This window comes from Rhodococcus sp. IEGM 1372, from assembly GCF_030056835.1.
Lineage (GTDB): Bacteria > Actinomycetota > Actinomycetes > Mycobacteriales > Mycobacteriaceae > Rhodococcoides.
In genome coordinates this window covers 82,685-100,800 of sequence record NZ_JASHKS010000003.1, presented here as the reverse complement: position 1 = coordinate 100,800, position 18,116 = coordinate 82,685, and the positions used below count along the sequence as shown (strand labels likewise).

Sequence of the window (18,116 nt, the reverse complement as noted above, 5' to 3'; positions counted from 1 at the left end):
TCGATCACGTGGGTGAACATCGGAACACAGGGCGCGGGCGTTCGATAGCCGCCGGACCCGTGATCGTCGTGATCACGATCGCGGTGCTGGTCGCGGCCGTCTTCGGATGGTTTCAACTGCGGGATCGCATCTTCGACCAAGGGGTCGAAGCGGCCGACACATGTGTGGAGGGATCGGCGGTGCTCACTGTCGCCGCCGATCCCGACATCTCCGGACCTGTCGAACAACTGGCTTCCCGGTTCAACGACACCGCACCGGTGGTGCGAGATCACTGTGTGACGGTGCAGGTTCGAGCTACCGCCTCCGATGCCGTGCGGACGGCATTGAACGCCGGTATCGACAACTGGGACGTCGGCGCACTCGGTGCTCGGCCGGGCCTGTGGATACCTCAATCGTCGGGTGACGTGGAGGCCGTGACCGACCGCGGAGCAGTCGACGGCACCCCGCGGCCACTGGCGTCGAGTCCGGTAGTGCTCGCAGTGCCGTCTGCCGTGGCCGACGCTCTGGCAACGGCAAGTTGGGCCGACCTGGTCCGCCTGCAACGTGATCCGCAGGCATTCGGCCTCGGCGAGTGGGGCGCACTCCGTCTCGCACTACCGACCGGATCCGATTCCGGCGCAACCACACTGGCGCTCGCCGCAATCGCTGCCGGGATACGCGAAGATCCGACCAGCGAATTGACCCTGGAACAGGCCTCGTCCAGAGAAGTGGTCTCGGCCGTGTCGGAGCTGGCCGTTACCGACACCGGAGCCTCCGCGACGTCCGAATCCACCACCTACGACGCGCTCGCGGCACTGGAGAACGCGCCCGGCTCCGATGCCCCCGTCCACGCGGTCCCGGTCACCGAGCAGCAACTGGCATCGACCGATTCGTCGACGTTGACCGCCGTCGAACCTCAGGGCCCCACTCCCGTTGCCGATCATCCCGCGGCCGTACTCTCCGGCGACGAGACATCGACTCGGGCGGCCGCCGCGTTCGTCGATTTCGTCCGGCAGCCGGACGGTGCGCAATTGCTCACGGATGCGGGCTTCGGCGTCGGCGAGACCCAGGACGCCGATGCCCTCGCTGCGCCCTCCGGATCGGTGGCCGACGCACTGCTGGCCGTGCTGCGAAGCCCGGTCCTGCCGCGCCGCGCCACGGTGCTGCTCGACGTATCCGAGTCGATGGGCACGTCCGAAGGCAGCGCGACTCGGCTGCAGAACACGGTTCGCGCTCTCGGCGAGCAGTTCCAGCGAGTGCCCGACGCCACCGAGCTGGGGCTGTGGAGCTTCGGCGAGGATCTGGACAATTCACTCCCCTTCCGGGTCGACGTTCCGACCGGGCCGATGTCGGCTGCGATCGGGCCGACGTCCAGGCGGGCTGCTCTGGAATCCAGCGCGGCCGCGGCGACGCCCGCGGGCGCGTCGTTCACGTTCGCATCCGTGCTGGTCGCGTACGCCGATGCTGTGGCCGGATACGTTCCGGGCCGGGTGAATTCGGTGGTCCTCGTCACCGATGGATCGGACGATTCGCCCCTGTCCCCCGAGGAACTGCTCACCGACCTGAACTCGGCGTCCGATGCCGCGCGTCCGGTCGCAGTGAACGTGGTGATGATCGGCGACAACCCCGACGCGACTGCGTTCACCGACATCGCGGCCCGTACCGGCGGCACTGCCACGACCGTACCGACGTCCGATTCACCGGAATTCATCGATCTACTCGGAAAGTTGCTGTACTAGAACATGTCTCGTGTAATTTTTGTCGGCGTTTTTCTACTCCTCATCACCCTGTTCCTGCACTGGCGGTTTCTCTCCGTGACCAGGATGCCGACACGTCCCAAACGAGCTGTCGATGCTGCACTGGCACTGCTGTGGCTGGGTGCGGTGATCGGTTTCGGCAGCGGCGTGGAGTTCGATCCGTCCTGGGCACGAGGACCCGCCTTCGTCGGCCTCAGTTGGCTCGCCGTGGTGCTGTACCTGTTCCTGGGAACGATTCTGGTGGCCGTGGTCTGCACCGTCGTGAGAGTGGTGTTCGCGGCTCGTGAACGCGATTCGTCCGCTGTTCGACTGCGGGTGTCGCGGATCGGCTCGGCGGCGGTGGCACTCGTCAGCGTGGTTGCAGTGGGATACGGACTCGTCGAGGCGGCGACTCCGCGTGCGACGAACACCGACGTCGTGCTCGACAGGCTACCGGCCGAATTCGACGGCGTCCGAGTGGCGTTGGTGTCGGATCTCCATGTCGGCCCCTCCCGCGGCGCGGATTTCGTGCAGAAGGTCGTCGATTCGATCAACGCCCAGAATCCCGATGTCGTGCTCCTCGACGGTGATCTCATCGATGGGACGGTTGCTCTGGTGGGAGAAGATCTCGAGCCGCTGCGCGATCTCGAAGCGCCGCTGGGTGTGTTCGCCGTCAGCGGCAATCACGAGTTCTACGCGGGCGACGGCGGCGAATGGCTCGACTTCTGGTCGACGCTCGGCATCGACGTGCTGCGAAACGAGCGTACGACGATCACTCGTGGCGACGCTGCCATCGATATCGCCGGCATCAACGACGCCACCGCACCGGCTCCGTACGAACCCGATCTGGCCGCGGCATTGGACGGGATCGACCCTGATCGCTTCGTACTACTGATGGCACATCAGCCGTTGCAGGCGGTGGAGGCATCGGACTTCGGAGTGGACATGCAGGTGTCCGGTCACACGCATGGGGGTCAGATCTGGCCGATCCGTTATCTGGTGCCGCTGCAGCAGCCCAGTGTCCAAGGGCTGGACACGATCGGCAACACCACGCTCTACACCACCCGCGGTGCCGGCGCGTGGGGTCCACCGGTGCGGGTGGCCGCTCCGCCCGAGATCGCGATGCTCGAACTGACTCGGGGCTAGAAGCCTCCGACACCACCACGCCAGAGCCCGCCACGTCGCCGTGGCGGGCTCTGTTCTCTGCTCAGGCGAAGGCCTCGATCGGTGGGCACGAGCACACCAGATTGCGGTCCCCGTGGGCACCGTCGATGCGACGCACCGCCGGCCACACCTTCGGACGGTCGTAGCCCGACGGGTAGGCAGCGAGTTCCCGTGAGTACGGGTGATCCCATTCGGCAACCAGACTCCGAGCGGTGTGCGGTGCACCTCGAAGTGGGTTGTCGTCGACCGTCCATTCGCCCGATCCGACGCGATCGATCTCTCCCCTGATGGCGATCATCGCATCGCAGAACGCGTCGATCTCCTCGATGTTCTCACTCTCGGTCGGCTCGACCATCAGAGTTCCCGGCACCGGGAAGCTCATCGTGGGCGCGTGGAAGCCGTAGTCCGCCAACCTTTTCGCGACGTCGTCGACGGTGACTCCGGTGTCCTTGGTCAGGCCCCGAAGATCGAGAATGCACTCGTGGGCAACCATGCCGTTGTCGCCGGTGTACAGAACCGGGAAGTACTCGTCGAGGCGACGGGCGATGTAGTTGGCCGACGCGATCGCCGTCAACGTCGCCTGCCGGAGCCCCGTCGCACCCATCATCGCGATGTAGGCCCACGTGATCGTCAGGATCGAGGCGCTGCCGTAGGGGGCACCGGACACCGTCGGTCCCGAACCGAGCTGCGGGGCCAGCGGGTGACCCGGCAGGTACGGCTGCAGGTGCGACCGCACACCGATGGGTCCGACGCCGGGCCCGCCGCCTCCGTGCGGGATGCAGAACGTCTTGTGCAGGTTCAGGTGGCTGACATCGCCGCCGAATCGGCCCGGGCGCGCCAGACCGACGAGAGCGTTGAGGTTGGCACCGTCGACGTACACCTGACCGCCCGCGTCGTGGACCGCTGCACAGATCTCGGAGATCTCGTGCTCGTAGACGCCATGGGTGGAGGGATAGGTGATCATGATCGCCGCGAGGGTGTCGGCGTGCTCGGCGATCTTGGCGCGCAGGTCGTCGACGTCGACGTCACCGTTGGGACGGCAGGCCACCACCACCACGCGCATCCCGACCATCACGGCCGAGGCTGCGTTGGTGCCGTGGGCGCTCGACGGGATCAAGCAGACGGTGCGTTCGGAATCGCCGTTGCCGAGATGGTAGCGGCGAATGGCGAGCAGTCCCGCGTACTCGCCCTGGCTTCCCGCATTGGGCTGCAGGCTGACCGCGTCGTAGCCGGTGATGTCGACGAGCCACCGTTCCAGGTCTGCGATCACCTTCAGCAGACCGGGCACGTCCGAGGCCGGAGCGAAGGGGTGCTGACGGGCGAACTGCGGCCAGGTGATGGACTCCATCTCCGCGGTGGCGTTCAGCTTCATCGTGCACGAACCCAGCGGAATCATGCTGCGATCGAGCGCAATGTCCTTGTCGGACAACGCGCGCAGGTACCGCAGCATGGCCGTCTCGGTGCGATACCTGGTGAATGCCGGGTGCGTGAGGTACTCCGAGGTTCGAGTCATGTTCGCCGGCAACGACTCGGCTCCGGAACCTGCGGTTTCTGCACCGAACGCGGCGAGCACGTTCGCGATGTGCTCGGGCGTCGTCGCCTCGTCGCACGCGACGGCCACGTGGTCGGCGTCGACGAGCCGCAGATTGATCCCGCGCTGCTTGGCAGCGTCGACGACGGCCTGAGCCATACCCGGGACGGACGCCAGGACGGTGTCGAAGAAGTCCGTGTGCACCACCTCGACACCTGCCTCCCGCAGACCTGCCGCCACGGTTCGAGCATGCGCATTCACCCGAGTTGCTATGGCACGCAATCCGTCCGCGCCGTGGTAGCTGGCATACATCGCAGCGACGATGGCCAGCAGGACCTGAGCGGTGCAGATGTTGGAGGTCGCCTTCTCACGGCGGATGTGCTGCTCACGGGTCTGCAGCGCCAGCCGGTAGGCGCGGTGGCCGTCGGCATCGAGCGAGACCCCGACCAATCGACCGGGCAGCTGACGGGAATGACCCGACCGCACTGCGAGGTAGCCGGCGTGCGGTCCGCCGTATCCCATCGGAACACCGAACCGCTGGGTGGTTCCGAAGCAGACGTCTGCGCCGATTTCACCGGGCGGGGTCACCACGGTGGCAGCCAGCAGGTCCACTCCCACTGCAACCAGAGCCCCGCGGTCGTGCGCGGCCTCGATGATCGCCGTGTGATCGACAAGACGGCCCGATGCTCCGGGCAGCTGCGCGAGCACACCGAAGAATTCTCCGTCGGGCAGGCCGTCGGTCAGATCGGCGTAGACCAACTCGATGCCCAGCGGCTCGGCGCGAGTGGCCAACACGGCCTCGGTTTGCGGGAAGATATCGGAATCGACCAGTAGCCGAGGCGACTTCGACGCCCTGTTCGCGCGCCGCATCAAGGTCATGGATTCGGCGGCCGCCGTCGACTCGTCGAGCATCGACGCATTGGCCACGTCCATGCCGGTGAGGTCGGCAACCATGGTCTGGAAGTTGAGCAACGCTTCGAGTCGCCCCTGGCTGATCTCCGGCTGATACGGCGTGTACGCGGTGTACCAGGCCGGGTTCTCCAGAATGCCTCGGGTCAGCACCGGCGGGGTGAGCGTGTCGTAGTAGCCCAGGCCGATCATCGACGTCGCCACGGTGTTCTGCCCGGCGAGGTCGGCCAGTGCGGCGAGCACCTCGTGCTCGCTCAGCGCGGGCGGTAGCGTCGCCAACCCGTCGGGAACGCCGTCGACCACGGTATCGAGGATCGACGAAGGAACGGCCTTGCGGGCCAGCTCGTCGAGACTGTCGACGCCGATGGTGTCGAGGATGCGGACCAACTCGGTGGCGTCGGGGCCGATGTGACGATCGACGAAAGTGTGTGCGGGCGAGCCGGTTCGGTCGGTCACGATGTACTCCCAAGACGAGGCGTCGGACGGCCGAGGCATGCGCTCCGGCCGCTCCTCCCCCTCTGTCGTGTGCCCGCTGACGCGTGCGCCTGAGAGATTCGGTCGGACACGGCGCGCCAGTGAAGCGCGCCGGCACCTTTCCCCTTGGGCGGGTGGGTGCTCCCACCACTTTCCAGAGTTGTCGAAGCCCACACGGTCCGTGTGCCTGAGAGATTGACGGGGAGGTATTGCTCCTTCGGCGTCCGAGACTGGATGCCTCGGAACTCTCCCGCGCGGGCGCGACGAAAGAAAGTCTAGCCGGTCTTGCGGCTCGCGCGATTCTTGCGGCGCGACGCCAACTCGTCCTCCGGGCTCGGCTGGCTTTCACCGCCGTCGGCTCGTTCGGCCGGGAAGTCGGCGATGGTGCCGGTGAGCTCGCGCATCGCACCGTTCACGGCAATGCCGAACACACCCTGCCCACCCTGGAGCAGGTCGACCACCTCTTCTGCCGACGTGCACTCGTAGACGGTGGTGCCGTCGGAGAACAGCGTGATGTTGGCGAGATCGCCCACCCCGCGCTGGCGTAGGTGATCGACGGCGACGCGGATGTTCTGCAGTGAGATACCGGTATCGAGCAGCCGCTTGACGATCTTGAGGACGAGCATGTCCTTGAACGAGTACAGCCGCTGGCTTCCCGATCCCGCTGCGCCGCGGATGGACGGGACGACGAGCCCGGTGCGGGCCCAGTAATCGAGCTGACGGTAGGTGATGCCGGCGATCTGGCACGCACTCGGCACGCGGTAGCCCACGAGTTCGTCGGGCACCGAGTCGTCGGGGAACAATCCCGGTTGAATTTCCTGGGGCGATTCGATTCGGGCGCTCGACGCCTGATCGGGGGTGTCGACCCGAGCATCGGCACCGACCGGCGTGTCCTCGGTCCGGCCTGCGGCTTCGGACTCTCGACGGCCGTGATGCTGCTGCGGCTGATCTCCCACTGACTGCTCCCTCTCGGATGTCTCACTGCGTTCGGATCGAGTCAGTACTGCGATCCGTCCGGGACACTGGAAATGCCTCGGTGTACTCGCGTGAAGTCATACCGTGTACCAGGCCAGAGTACGCCTCGGCAGGTATCGAAGAGGCGTGAACCGAACCCGGATCGGTCCAGCGACGGCGGTGAACTTCACTGGCACGAACGTTATGGGGACGTTCGTGCAGATTCAACGCAACGCGCCGTAAACCTGAACCTAAAGTTGAGGTTGAGACTCTTCTGTTACCCGTCGGTGGCTTTGAAGTCGTCCGGAGATACCGAGTCGAGGAACTCCTTGAACTTCTCGACCTCGTCCTCGCGCTCGTCGGGCATGATCAATCCGGCTTCGGCGAGCACGGGCTCCTCGGCGAAGATCGGCACCCCGGCCCGAAGCGCGATGGCAACGGAGTCCGACGGCCGAGCGGAGACCCTGATGTCCTTGTCGAACACCAGATCGGCGTAGAAGGTGCCCTCCTGCAGGTCGACGATGCGCACCTCCTTGAGCTGGTGCCCGAGCGCCGAGATCAGATTCTTGACGAGATCGTGGGTGAGCGGACGGGCCGGCTGCACACCCTGCTGCTCCAAAGCAATTGCGGCAGCCTCGGTTTGGCCGATCCAGATCGGGAGGTACCGGTCGCCGTCAGCCTCACGCAGCAGCAACACGGGCTGGTTCTGCGGCTGTTCGACACGAATACCGACCACACGCATCTCACTCATCGTGTCTGCCTCTCACCTCGAGAAATTCCGGGCTGCACTGAAAACTTGCTCAGCTCGTCGCTGCCGAGTCTATTGGAAGTCGAAACGACGCGAGCGAGCGTCACCGGTCGAGTGCACCGCGCACCGCGGCTTTGACCAGGCAGGTGTGCAAGGTCAAGGACAGTGCAGCCAATTCGCGAATCATTTCTTCTGCGCGATCGCGTGCACCGGCGTCTCGGCCCTTGGCCACAGGTCCGGCAATCTGCGCTACCAGACCGGCCTCGCGGTCCGCCGCGAGCTTGAAGGCGCGGAGGTGGCGCACCTCGAGACCGAACTGCAACATCGCGTGCGCCGTCCGGGCGAGCGTCACCGCTCTGTCGTCGTAGAAACCGGCCTGCCCCGGGGTGATCAGGCCGGCTCGCAACAGCTCGGTCAGAAACGCATCGTCGATCCCCGCCTGAGCGAGTAGATCTGCCTTGGCGATGCGAACCTCACGATCGGGCAGGAACTCCTCCGGAGAGACCTCACCCGCGGCAACTGTCAGCGACCGCGGACGCTTGACCGACGCATCGGCCCGTTCGACGGTCGCGACCCCGTGGTCGATGGCTTCGAGTTGTTCCTTGATCACCTTGAGCGGCAGGTACTGATCGCGCTGCGCGGTCAGCACGAAGCGCAGACGCTCGCAATCGGCGATGGAGAACCGCCGGTACCCCGACGGTGTGCGTTCCGGCGAGATCAGCCCCTCGGCTTCGAGAAATCTGATCTTCGAGATGGTGACATCAGGAAAGTCGGGCCGAAGTCGATCGAGGACGGAGCCAATCGACATCCCCCCGTTGGACTGCTGCCCGACGGCGGTCACTGGCTTCCTGCACCCGCAGACGCGTCGCCGACCTGAGATCCGTTGCCGCCCCGCGGTCCGGTGAGGAACACCAGCCGGAACTTGCCGATCTGGACCTCGTCGCCGTTGGCCAGCACAGCGGAGTCGACCGGCTCCCGGTTGACGTACGTGCCGTTGAGGCTGCCGACGTCGACGACCTGGAAGTCGTCCTCGTCCTGCCGGAACTCGGCATGCCGACGGCTGACGGTGACATCGTCGAGGAAGATGTCACTGTCGGGGTGCCGACCGGCCGAGGTGGTGGGCTGGTCGAGCAGGAACCGTGATCCGGCGTTGGGTCCTCGCTTGACGACGAGCAGCGCGGCACCGACAGGCAACCCCTCGACACCCGATACCGGAGCTTCGGTGCTCTGGGCGGCCGCGGAGTTGTCCAGCTCCTGCAGGAAATCTGCACGGAAGACCGAGGTGGTCTCTGCCGGTGACTCCCCGTAGTTGCTGTCGTTGTCGTTCTGGCTCACCGTTACTCCTTCTCAGTCCGTTCACCCGGGGCTGAGAACGCCGCGGGTAACGCAGTACATGGTCTTCACATCAGGTGTTGCTTGGCGTTCGGTGTTGCGTAGCTTCGTACAGCTTGCTGGACCTTCGCCCCGACAGGGTATTCGCTCGGTGTCGACCGTACCCTGCGCAGTGGTGGCCGTGTGGCCTGTTGGCTGGTGTCGACAGCCGGCCGATCACTCGGCCGTGATGAGAGCATATCCGGCGGCGTCGAGCATCTGCGCCAGTGCCGCGTCCAACTCCTCCGGTGTCGAAACCTCGAGGTCGATCAGCCAGCCTCCGGTGTAGGGTCCCGAGTTCACCTTCTCCGGTTCGCCGTCCAGATCCTCGTTCACGGCAACCACTTTCGCGGTCAGAGGGCTGAACACGTCGGACACGCTCTTGGTGGATTCGACCTCGCCGAGAGACGCGCCCGCGGTCACGGTGTCGCCGATCGAGGGAAGCTGAACGAACACCACGTCGCCCAACTGCGCCTGCGCGAAATCGGTGATACCGATTCGCACCGTTGCAGGCCCCGTCCGCTGCACCCACTCGTGCTCGGGGGTGTAGTACAGATCAGCTGGTGTGTCGATGTCGCTCAACGCGGCATTCCCTTCGATCGTGGCCCGGGGCGAGCGGGCGGTCAGTTACCGGGCTGAGCGTATTGACGCGGGCGCGGGTCCCGCAAGGCGGACACCGTGACCTGGTCCGACTGCGCGATGTTCGACGTCGCACCGTTGCGAGTCACCGTGTCGACGACCCCGCCGGGAATGTTCAGTGCCGACGCGAGAGTCGGCGAATCCCCGATGGCAGTGAAGGTGTACGGGGCACGCAGTTCTCTACCGTCGACCACGATCCGACCCGCGGAACCGGCGATCCACGAATCGACGCCGATGCGCACGGCATTTCCGCCGCCCTCGAGCTGGAGCGCTTCGGCACCTGCTGCACGCAACTCCTGCATGGCGTCGAGCAGCACCTCCGATCCCACGCCCGAGTTCGGGTCCTCGATCACCAATGTCACCCCCGGCCCCTGTGCCGCGACGGTACCGACTTGAATCGACAACGCGGACAATCGTTCCTGCGCTTCCGCCACCGCCGCCTCCGATCCCGATCCGGACTGACGCAGCGTCGCCAGAGTGGCCTGCAGGGTGCTGATCTCGTCCCGGATCGACGCCTCGCGTCGGGTCAGGGTGTCCAGCACGACCAGCAGGTCCTCGGGCCGAGAGTTCTCCAGGCCGTCGGTGGTGCTCGTCTCTCGTACCTGCGTGGCCAGGCCGATTCCCAGGACGCACAACAGCGCGAGCGCGAGAACACCGAATGCCGCTCCGCGCCTTCGTCCCTGTGCACCGGGACGTCGCGCGCGCCATCCGTGCCGACCGCCGCCTGCCGTCATGATCTAGGCACCGAACAGACGCCTGCGCAGGGCGGCGGCGTTGCCGAAGATACGGATTCCGAGGACGACGACGATTGCCGTGGACAGCTGAGTTCCCACTCCGAGCTGATCGCCGAGCCACACGATCAGAGCCGCGACGAGGACGTTGAAGACGAACGAGATCACGAACACCTTGGCGTTGAAGATTCCGTCGAGGAAAGCCCGTACACCGCCGAACACCGCGTCGATCGCCGCGACTACGGCAATCGGCAGATAGGGCGCAACCACGGCGGGAACCTGCGGCCCTGCAACCGTCCCGATGACGACTCCGACGATCAGAGCGGCGATCGCGGCAAGAGCGTAGACCCCGTGGGTGGGGGTGATCGGCGAATCGGACGGTTCGTGCACGTCGGACTCCGCCGGGTGGGCACTCGGTGGATCGTGCTCCGTCATCGTCGGCCTACCTCCTCTGCCACGAACGACTCTCTCACAGCGGCGGGACCGAGTTCGAGATCGGTTGCCGGGCGTACCGTGAATCCGACGCCGTACAACTGCGCCACCGTGCTCATTCGCAGATAGGCGTCGCTGACCACGAACTGGACCTGGATGCGTTGGGGCGGCCCTATCGCGTCGATGGCGTAGGGCGAGTCGATCGGGCGATTGTCCAGCAGCATTGCCCCGCCTGCCTGCCGGATGGTCACGTTGGGTCCGACGCGAATACCGTCGACCGACACCGCCTCGGCACCGCTCGCCCACAACGAATTGACGATTGCAGCGATGTCTCGATCCAGCACGGCTGCGCCCGAACCCCCACGAATCGACCGATCCGACGTGGCGTCCTCGGCCACCGGCTCGGTGACGACGACCGAGAGCCCGGGGCCGGTCACCGAATCGATGCCGGCGGCGGATTCGACAGCACTCAACCGGTCCAGCAGGGCACTGCCCGAGACATCGGACTGCAGAGCTCTGTCACGCTCCGAGGACACCTGCTCGACCAGTGCCTGTTGTGTCGCTTCCAATTCGGCGCTGCGATCCTGCGCGGCGCGCACAGCAGCCGACGCGTCGGAGCCCGCACGGTCCACATCGGCACCGCCGGAAGCCAGCTGCGAGAACGCGATACCGAAAATCACCCCGACTACGACCGCACCGCCCAACAACCAGAGCGCCGCAGGTACCCGCGGCTTGCGAGTGTGCTGCGCCGTACGTTCGGCAGCCGCCGCCCCGTATCCCGGGTCCAGATGGTCGGTCAACAAGGACGTCAGCAACGACGGGACGGGATTCCTCTTGACCTGTTTCTCCGGTCGTTCCGCAGGCTCCACTCCTGACCGTCCCGGTCGTTCCCCAGGCTCCACCGTCAGGTGCCGGCCACTGTCGGATCGACTGCCCTGGCGACAGCGATCGCCTTGCCGAGGTACAGCAGACCGGTCCAGATGTACAACGCGGTGCCCCAGATCAGCAACGCGTATCCGAGCGGTCCTGCGGCATCGGCCACCGAATTGCTGCCGGCAGAGACCAGGAGGACCGGCAGCGCGATCATCACCACGAAGGTCGCGGCCTTACCGAGATAGATGACGTCCGGAGGCGGGAGGGACCTGCGGCGATAGACGAACATCGTCAATCCGAGTACGGCATCGCGACCGATGAGTATCGCGGCAACCCACCACGGAATGATGCCGCGCAGCACGAACGCCACCAGGGTGCTGACCACGTAGAGCCGATCGACCAACGGATCGAGAACTGCACCCAGCTTCGATGCCTGACCGAGCATGCGAGCGAGTTTGCCGTCGAGCCAATCGGTTCCACCGCTGACCAGCAGGAGCACCAGCGCCCACCCGTCGGCCTCGGGGCCGAGCATGAGATAGAGAAACAGCGGAACACCCAACAGCCGGATTGCGCTGAGAAGGTTGGGAACGGTCGCGATGCGGTCCGATACCTCGAGCTCACGGTCGTTCGTCATCGGCGATCACCTCCTTCTCGTGCTGCTCGTCGCGGCCTGCCCGCTCGGGCTTGCGGCCACGTTAGCGCCACGCGAACACCGGCTGCTCGAAGTCCGCGACTCGGGTGTGTCGACCATGCAGTGCCACTTCACGGAACTGATGGACGATCGCGCCGGTCGGAGCATGGATGGCACCCGTTCGGTACGGCCACCGAATGACCGGACGCGTCGATTCGGGTATCGACACGAATTGGGCGTCGACGTCGAGTTCGTCGACTGTCACCTCGAACACTTCGGCCACCTCGTCCTCGCTGGGCAGCAACGTGGACGAGTAGTCGCCGACCCACACCACGAACGGAGTGATGACGTACCCGGATCGGGTGACGTAGTCGTCCAACCTACCGAGCACGTCGGTCTCGTAGGCGCGAATCCCCAACTCCTCGGCCAATTCCCGCAGACAGGCCTGCATCCGGGACTCGCCCGGGTCCACACCTCCGCCGGGCAACGCGTATTGGCCCGGATGTGCGCGCAACCGATCCGGCCTCCTCGTCAGAAGCATGCGCCTGTCCCCCGGCGGTCCACCGACCGCAACGGCAACGGCGGCGACGCGGAGTCCGTCCGTTTCGGCGGTGCGGTGGGAGAAGCGGGCGAGTTCGCGCGCGACGGAGGCACGATCGAGCAGGTCCTCGTTCGGCCTGTCGGAATTGTCGACGGTCACAGCACGAACCCTAGAGGCCGGGCAGGATCAGCGGGTGTCGGCAGGACGGGCAGCGGGGGGAAGCATGTCGTCCGGCGATGCCGGCCAGCCGAGTGGCTCGTCGGCCAGAGCGGTCAACTGCTCCACCTGCGTTCTGCACCAGGGTGATACGTCGATGGTGCCGCCCCGCACCCCCGCGGAGAACTCACGCCACGACACCCATCGAGTCTCCTCCACCTCGGCCGGATCGGGATCGAGTGTCGCGTGCTCGTCGACTCTCACGCGGTACACCGGACAGATCTCGTTCTCCACGATTCCGTTGTCCATGACGGCCCGGTACCGGAAGTGCGGCAGTACCAACTCGGCGGATTCCGCACGCAGGCCCAATTCTTCACCGATTCGGCGCAGTACGGCGTCGTCGAGTTTCTCACCGGGTGCCGGGTGGCCACAGCACGTGTTGGTCAGCACCCCTGGCCACGTCGTCTTGCTCGACGCTCTGCGTGTGAGAAGAACTGCGCCGTCCGATCTCACCACGTAGCTGGAAAATGCCAGGTGCAGTGGCGTGTCCAGCGTGTGGACGGTGGTCTTGTCGTGCGTGCCGACGGCGCGGCCTTCGTCGTCCAGCAGCACCACGTGCTGCGCTCGGGATCGATCCATCGTTCCATCGTCCCACGGCCTGCGCGGCGGTCTACTGTCGAACCATGGGACGTGACGAGAACACCGACAACGAGAACCCGACAGACGCCGAGAAGGCATCGGACACGCCGAAGGGCGGCCGACCAGGACCCGTGGACGGCGGCGGCGGAGGCGGAATGGCGACGCGGGAGAACGCGCCCGAGATCGCCGACGACTCTGCCTGAATTCGTCACACCACCGCTGTTTGAGAAACAGAGTTTGCGTCAATACCTCCGATGTTCTCGCGCTGCGCGGGCACACGAACCTCCACGACCGGAAGGACCTCGATGAGCATCAACGACGACGACATCACCACCACGGGCGGAGCCGCAGGCGAAGGACCCGCCGACGGCGGATCGAACCCCGGTGGCCATGACGGCGGAGCAGACGGCCCCGCCGCAGCCGGTGAAGGACCCGCCGACGGCGGATCCAACCCCGACGGTCACGACGGCGGAGCAGACGGCCCCGCCGGAGCGGGCGAGGGCCCGGCCGACGGTGGATCGAACCCCAACGGACACGACGGCGGTGCGGACGGTACCGCTTGAGCACTGAGTCGAGCGGCGAGCGCGGATCGGATCATCGGTCCGCGCTCCGTCGTCTCACCGGTACCGACTTCGGAACGTTCGCAAACCGGTTCTGGGGTACAGCTCCCAAACTGACCCGATCCGCCGAGCTGTCGGACTCGTTCGACGATCTGATGACACTCGACGCGGTCGACGAGCTGATCTCGGAACGCGGAGTACGCACTCCCTTCGTGCGGATGGCCAAAGACGGTCGATTGCTGGACAAGTCGCAGTTCACGTCGTCCGGCGGGTTCGGTGCCGAGGTAACGGACCAGGTCGACTCCGCAGCGGTGCTGGCAGCCTTCGCGGCCGGAAACACGATGGTACTTCAGGGCCTGCATCGGCTGTGGCCGCCGCTGATTCATTTCGTCGGTGATCTCGTTCGCGAGCTGGGCCACCCCGTGCAGGTGAACTCGTATGTGACACCGGCTGCATCGCAAGGCTTTTCACCGCATTACGACGTACACGATGTGTTCGTCGTGCAGATCGCGGGCACCAAGCGGTGGAGCATTCACTCCCCGGTGCACGTGCATCCGCTCAACAATCAACCGTGGTCGGACCGACGGTCGGCCGTCGAGGACCACGCATCGAACACTCCCGAACTGGACGTTGTCCTCGAGCCCGGCGATGTGCTCTACCTGCCGCGCGGGTGGATCCACTCGGCGCAAGCGCTCGGTGACACAACCGTGCACCTGACCATCGGCGTGGCGTCGTACAACGACTACGACGTCGCCCACCACGTGCTGAAGTCGCTGGGCGACGTCGAGAGTCTGCGCGCTCCCCTTCCCGCCGGCCTCGACCACTCCGACCCGGAATCCATCGCTCCGCATGTACACCGAGTCGTGGACGCCATGCGCGCCGCGCTCGACGAGATCGACCGAGACCCCGACGCGATACGTCGACTGGCCGAACGCGTCGCTGATCGTCACGACGAGCTCGTCCGACCGGAACCGGTGCGCCCACTGGCAAGCGTCGCTGCGATGGGAGCGTTGCGGGGCGAGGATTCGATCCGGCTACGGCCCGGCGTGTTCGCGCGTGTCGTGCGATCGGCCGATGCAGTGTCGGTGGTCGTGCGCACCAAGACCGTGACGATGCCGCCCCAGTGCGCAGACGCTCTCGACCTGCTGAACCAGGGAGCACCGTGCCGCCTCGATGCCCTGCCCGGACTCGACACCGACGACGCGTTGGTGGTTGCGCGCAGACTGATCCGCGAGGGCATCGCCGTGCCGGCCGAACGATAGCCGTCAGGTGATCGTGATTCCACCGTCGACCGCGATGGTCTGACCCGTCACGTATCCTCCGGCGTCCGAGGCGAGCCAGATCGCGGTTGCGGCCAGTTCTTCGGCATCGCCCTTGCGTCCGAGGATCATTCGCGGAGCCATCGAGTCGAGGTATCCCGGCTGGTACGAGTCCGTCATCTCGCTCTGGAAGAAACCTGGCGCAATAGCGTTGACTCTGATGCCTTTTCGCGCGCCCCACTGCTGCGCCAGATCGCGGGTGAGGCCGATGATCGCTGCCTTGCTCGCGCTGTAGGCCGCCTGCGGAAGGCCTGCGGTGGTCAGCCCCAGAATGCTGGAGATGTTCACAATCGAACTGCCGGGTGCCATCACCCGTCCGCAGGCCTGCGCTGCCCAGTACGACCCGTTCAAGTTGATGTCGATCACCGAGCGGAACTGCTCGGGTGTCTCACGGGTTGCGGGGTAGGCCGTGCCTACCCCGGCATTGTTGATGAGAATGTCGACCTTTCCGAACTCCTTCACCGCGGCCTCGACCATCGCGGTGCACTGGTCCGGGTCCACCACGTCGGTGGCGACCGTGATCGAACGCCCTCCGACGCTGTCGATCAACTCTGCGGTCTGCGCCAACTTGTCCACTCGTCGTGCGGCGAGCACCACGTCCGCTCCTGCCTCGGCGGCTGCCTTGGCGAATGCCACGCCCAGTCCGGAGGAGGCACCTGTGACGATGACGACGCGTCCGTCCAGGCGAAATTTGTCCAAGATCGACATGTTCGATGAATCTCCTTGTTTTCGACTCAGAACCAAGCGGGTGACATATCGAGGGTGGTGCGGTCCAGTCTCGCCAACAGATCGAGCTGCACGTCCACCTTCGGCAATTCGTAGACGTAGAAGTATTTTGCTGCAGAACGCTTTCCGTCGTAGAAATCTCCGGACTTCGTGCCGACCGCCAGCAACTGCTCGAGCCACATCCAGGCGATGACGGTGTGCCCCATCGCTTCGAGGTAGGCCGTGGAGTTCGCCAACGCCACGGCGGCGTCGCCGGTACCCCACACTGCCGCAGTGACCTCGACGATCCTGTCGAAGCGCGCGTGCAGTTCGGCGGCGTACCTAGCAGCGTCACCGCCTGCTGCGTGGGCCCGCTCCACTGTCTCGGCGACGTGTTCGGCCAGCAGAGCCAATCCCGCGCCGCCCTGCATGATCACCTTGCGCCCGAGCAGATCCAATCCCTGAATGCCGTGTGTGCCTTCGTGAATCGGGTTGAGGCGATTGTCGCGGTAGTGCTGCTCGACGTCGTAGTCGCGGGTGTATCCGTAGCCGCCGTGCACCTGAATGGCCAGGCTGTTGGCTTCGAGGCACCACTGAGACGGCCAACTCTTGGCGATGGGCGTCAGTACGTCGAGCAACAGTGTCGATCGTGCTGCTTCGGCATCGTCGGATGCCGAATCCTGATGGTCGACCAGACGCGAACAATAGAGTCCCAGGGCCAGCGCGCCTTCGACGTACGACTTCTGCGCCAACAACATTCGACGAACGTCGGCGTGTTCGATGAGCGCGACAGGGGGTGCTGCCGGATCTTTCGCACCGAGCGGTCGTCCCTGAGTACGCGTCTTCGCGTACTCGACCGACTTCAGGTAACCGACGTACCCGAGCGCGATGGCCAGGAATCCGACGCCGATACGGGCCTCGTTCATCATGTGGAACATGTACGACAAACCACGGTTCTCCTCGGCGACGAGGTAGCCGACAGCTCCGGATTGCCCACCGGGAGAGTGGGTTCCGTCGCCGAACGCCAGCAGGGTATTGGTGGTACCGCGGTTGCCCATCTTGTGATTGAGGCCGGTCAACACGATGTCGTTGCGCTCGCCCGAACCGCCGTCGCCGTTCGGGAGGAATTTGGGAACGATGAACAGGGAGATTCCCTTGACTCCTGGCGGTCCTCCCGGGGTCTTGGCGAGCACCAGATGGACGATGTTCTCGGTGAGTTCGTGATCTCCACCCGAAATCCACATCTTGGTACCGGTGATGCGGAAGCTACCGTCGTCCTGCGGCACTGCCTTCGTCGTGATGTCCGCCAGTGACGATCCGGCCTGCGGTTCCGACAGACACATGGTTCCGAACCAGCGCCCGTCCAGCATCGGCCGGACGTAATCACGGACTTGATCCGGCGTGCCGTACGTCGCGATCAGGTTGGCGTTGGCCATGGTGAGGAACGGGTACGAGGACGTCCCGGCGTTGGCGGCCTGGAAGAACGCCATCGCTGCCCGAGAGACGGTCGCAGGCAGTTGCATCCCGCCTATCGACTCGTCGAACTGCCCGGCGATCAGACCCGCGGACGCATAGACATCGAGCGCTTCCTTGACTTCGGGTATCAGCTCGACCGAACCGTCCGCATTCATCGTCGGCTCCTGCGCGTCCGCCTTCTTGTTGTGCGGCGCGAAGTGCTTGCGGGCGATGTCCGCACTGAGGTCGAGGACCGCGTCGAAGGTCTCCTTCGAGTGCTCCGCGAAGCGCGGTCGAGCTGTCAGTGCCGCCACGTCCAGCCATTCGTACAGCAGAAAATCCAGGTCGCGTCGCGAGAGGACGTCCGACATTCACTTCTCCGATCGCGAGGGGTGACACGTGCGCGCGACGGTGACGAGCACTGTGACGCACATGACTGTGGTTTCACCATACAAGTCTCGATCTCCCGCTTTCACCGAGTACCCACGGGAGCTGCCACCCCAGATCAGCATCCGCGATCCGGGCCCCAAAAGTGCAGTCAGCCAGACTTTTACGACTTATCGGACTAT

Annotated in this window: 19 protein-coding genes and 1 riboswitch; of the genes, 5 read left to right on the top strand and 14 right to left on the bottom strand. The window is 65.4% G+C overall.

What is annotated here, in order from left to right; translation table 11 throughout:
• Positions 1–59: 59 nt before the first annotated feature.
• Both QM590_RS05095 and QM590_RS05090 read left to right on the top strand, forming a co-directional pair.
• On the top strand, positions 60–1,718 hold the full coding sequence (locus QM590_RS05095) for a substrate-binding and VWA domain-containing protein (protein ID WP_269594065.1): 1,659 nt from the start codon (positions 60–62) through the stop codon (positions 1,716–1,718).
• Between the two features lie 3 nt (positions 1,719–1,721).
• Positions 1,722–2,861 (top strand): metallophosphoesterase, encoded by a 1,140-nt coding sequence (locus QM590_RS05090; protein WP_269594064.1) that lies wholly within the window; start codon positions 1,722–1,724, stop codon positions 2,859–2,861.
• Between the two features lie 61 nt (positions 2,862–2,922).
• Here QM590_RS05090 and gcvP read toward each other — a convergent pair whose 3' ends face one another.
• The 12 genes from gcvP to idi form a co-directional block, all read right to left on the bottom strand.
• Positions 2,923–5,775, bottom strand: a complete 2,853-nt coding sequence (gene gcvP, locus QM590_RS05085) for an aminomethyl-transferring glycine dehydrogenase (RefSeq protein ID WP_411741287.1) — start codon at positions 5,773–5,775, stop codon at positions 2,923–2,925.
• A 183-nt stretch (positions 5,776–5,958) separates the two neighbouring features.
• A riboswitch (glycine riboswitch) is annotated at positions 5,959–6,056 on the bottom strand.
• Between the two features lie 12 nt (positions 6,057–6,068).
• Positions 6,069–6,626: a MerR family transcriptional regulator gene (locus QM590_RS05080; RefSeq protein ID WP_269594219.1), complete on the bottom strand. Its 558-nt coding sequence runs from the start codon at positions 6,624–6,626 to the stop codon at positions 6,069–6,071.
• A 398-nt stretch (positions 6,627–7,024) separates the two neighbouring features.
• Complete coding sequence (locus QM590_RS05075) at positions 7,025–7,498, bottom strand: bifunctional nuclease family protein (protein WP_149405724.1); 474 nt, start codon at positions 7,496–7,498, stop codon at positions 7,025–7,027.
• 100 nt (positions 7,499–7,598) lie between these two features.
• Positions 7,599–8,336 carry a transcriptional regulator FtsR gene (ftsR, locus tag QM590_RS05070; RefSeq protein ID WP_269594062.1) on the bottom strand — a complete coding sequence of 246 codons (738 nt, stop codon included), beginning with the start codon at positions 8,334–8,336 and terminating at the stop codon, positions 7,599–7,601.
• Positions 8,333–8,830 (bottom strand): oxoglutarate dehydrogenase inhibitor Odhl, encoded by a 498-nt coding sequence (gene odhI / locus QM590_RS05065; RefSeq protein ID WP_032377955.1) that lies wholly within the window; start codon positions 8,828–8,830, stop codon positions 8,333–8,335. Before odhI ends, ftsR begins: the two co-directional genes overlap by 4 nt.
• 213 nt (positions 8,831–9,043) lie before the next feature.
• Positions 9,044–9,448 carry a glycine cleavage system protein GcvH gene (gcvH, locus tag QM590_RS05060; RefSeq protein WP_068047421.1) on the bottom strand — a complete coding sequence of 135 codons (405 nt, stop codon included), beginning with the start codon at positions 9,446–9,448 and terminating at the stop codon, positions 9,044–9,046.
• Positions 9,449–9,489: 41 nt separating this feature from the next.
• Positions 9,490–10,239, bottom strand: coding sequence for a DUF881 domain-containing protein (locus tag QM590_RS05055; protein WP_269594061.1), 750 nt, complete (start codon positions 10,237–10,239; stop codon positions 9,490–9,492).
• Positions 10,240–10,242: 3 nt separating this feature from the next.
• Entirely contained in the window at positions 10,243–10,671 is a 429-nt protein-coding gene (locus tag QM590_RS05050; RefSeq protein WP_269594060.1) for a small basic family protein, read from the bottom strand.
• Positions 10,668–11,537, bottom strand: a complete 870-nt coding sequence (locus QM590_RS05045) for a DUF881 domain-containing protein (RefSeq protein WP_149405721.1) — start codon at positions 11,535–11,537, stop codon at positions 10,668–10,670. The genes QM590_RS05050 and QM590_RS05045 overlap by 4 nt, the downstream gene beginning before the upstream one ends.
• Before the next feature lie 35 nt (positions 11,538–11,572).
• Positions 11,573–12,175: a CDP-alcohol phosphatidyltransferase family protein gene (locus tag QM590_RS05040; protein ID WP_068047429.1), complete on the bottom strand. Its 603-nt coding sequence runs from the start codon at positions 12,173–12,175 to the stop codon at positions 11,573–11,575.
• Positions 12,176–12,236: 61 nt separating this feature from the next.
• Positions 12,237–12,872: an NUDIX hydrolase gene (locus QM590_RS05035; RefSeq protein WP_269594059.1), complete on the bottom strand. Its 636-nt coding sequence runs from the start codon at positions 12,870–12,872 to the stop codon at positions 12,237–12,239.
• A gap of 27 nt (positions 12,873–12,899) precedes the next feature.
• Entirely contained in the window at positions 12,900–13,508 is a 609-nt protein-coding gene (idi, locus tag QM590_RS05030) for an isopentenyl-diphosphate Delta-isomerase (protein ID WP_269594058.1), read from the bottom strand.
• A 44-nt stretch (positions 13,509–13,552) separates the two neighbouring features.
• On the opposite strand from idi, the gene QM590_RS05025 reads away from it, so the two are divergent.
• The 3 genes from QM590_RS05025 (at position 13,553) to QM590_RS05015 (ending at position 15,330) form a co-directional block, all read left to right on the top strand.
• Entirely contained in the window at positions 13,553–13,711 is a 159-nt protein-coding gene (locus QM590_RS05025) for a hypothetical protein (RefSeq protein ID WP_176460520.1), read from the top strand.
• 102 nt (positions 13,712–13,813) lie between these two features.
• A complete protein-coding gene (locus tag QM590_RS05020) occupies positions 13,814–14,071 on the top strand; it encodes a BatC protein (RefSeq protein ID WP_269594057.1) in 258 nt (85 codons plus the stop codon).
• The gene (locus tag QM590_RS05015) at positions 14,068–15,330 is read left to right on the top strand and encodes a cupin domain-containing protein (RefSeq protein ID WP_269594056.1); all 1,263 of its coding nucleotides are present in this window, start codon (positions 14,068–14,070) and stop codon (positions 15,328–15,330) included. Before QM590_RS05020 ends, QM590_RS05015 begins: the two co-directional genes overlap by 4 nt.
• Before the next feature lie 3 nt (positions 15,331–15,333).
• On the opposite strand, the gene QM590_RS05010 is transcribed toward QM590_RS05015, so the two are convergent.
• The gene (locus tag QM590_RS05010) at positions 15,334–16,095 is read right to left on the bottom strand and encodes an SDR family NAD(P)-dependent oxidoreductase (protein ID WP_068047438.1); all 762 of its coding nucleotides are present in this window, start codon (positions 16,093–16,095) and stop codon (positions 15,334–15,336) included.
• Between the two features lie 26 nt (positions 16,096–16,121).
• On the bottom strand, positions 16,122–17,918 hold the full coding sequence (locus tag QM590_RS05005) for an acyl-CoA dehydrogenase (protein WP_269594055.1): 1,797 nt from the start codon (positions 17,916–17,918) through the stop codon (positions 16,122–16,124).
• Between the last annotated feature and the right edge of the window lie 198 nt (positions 17,919–18,116).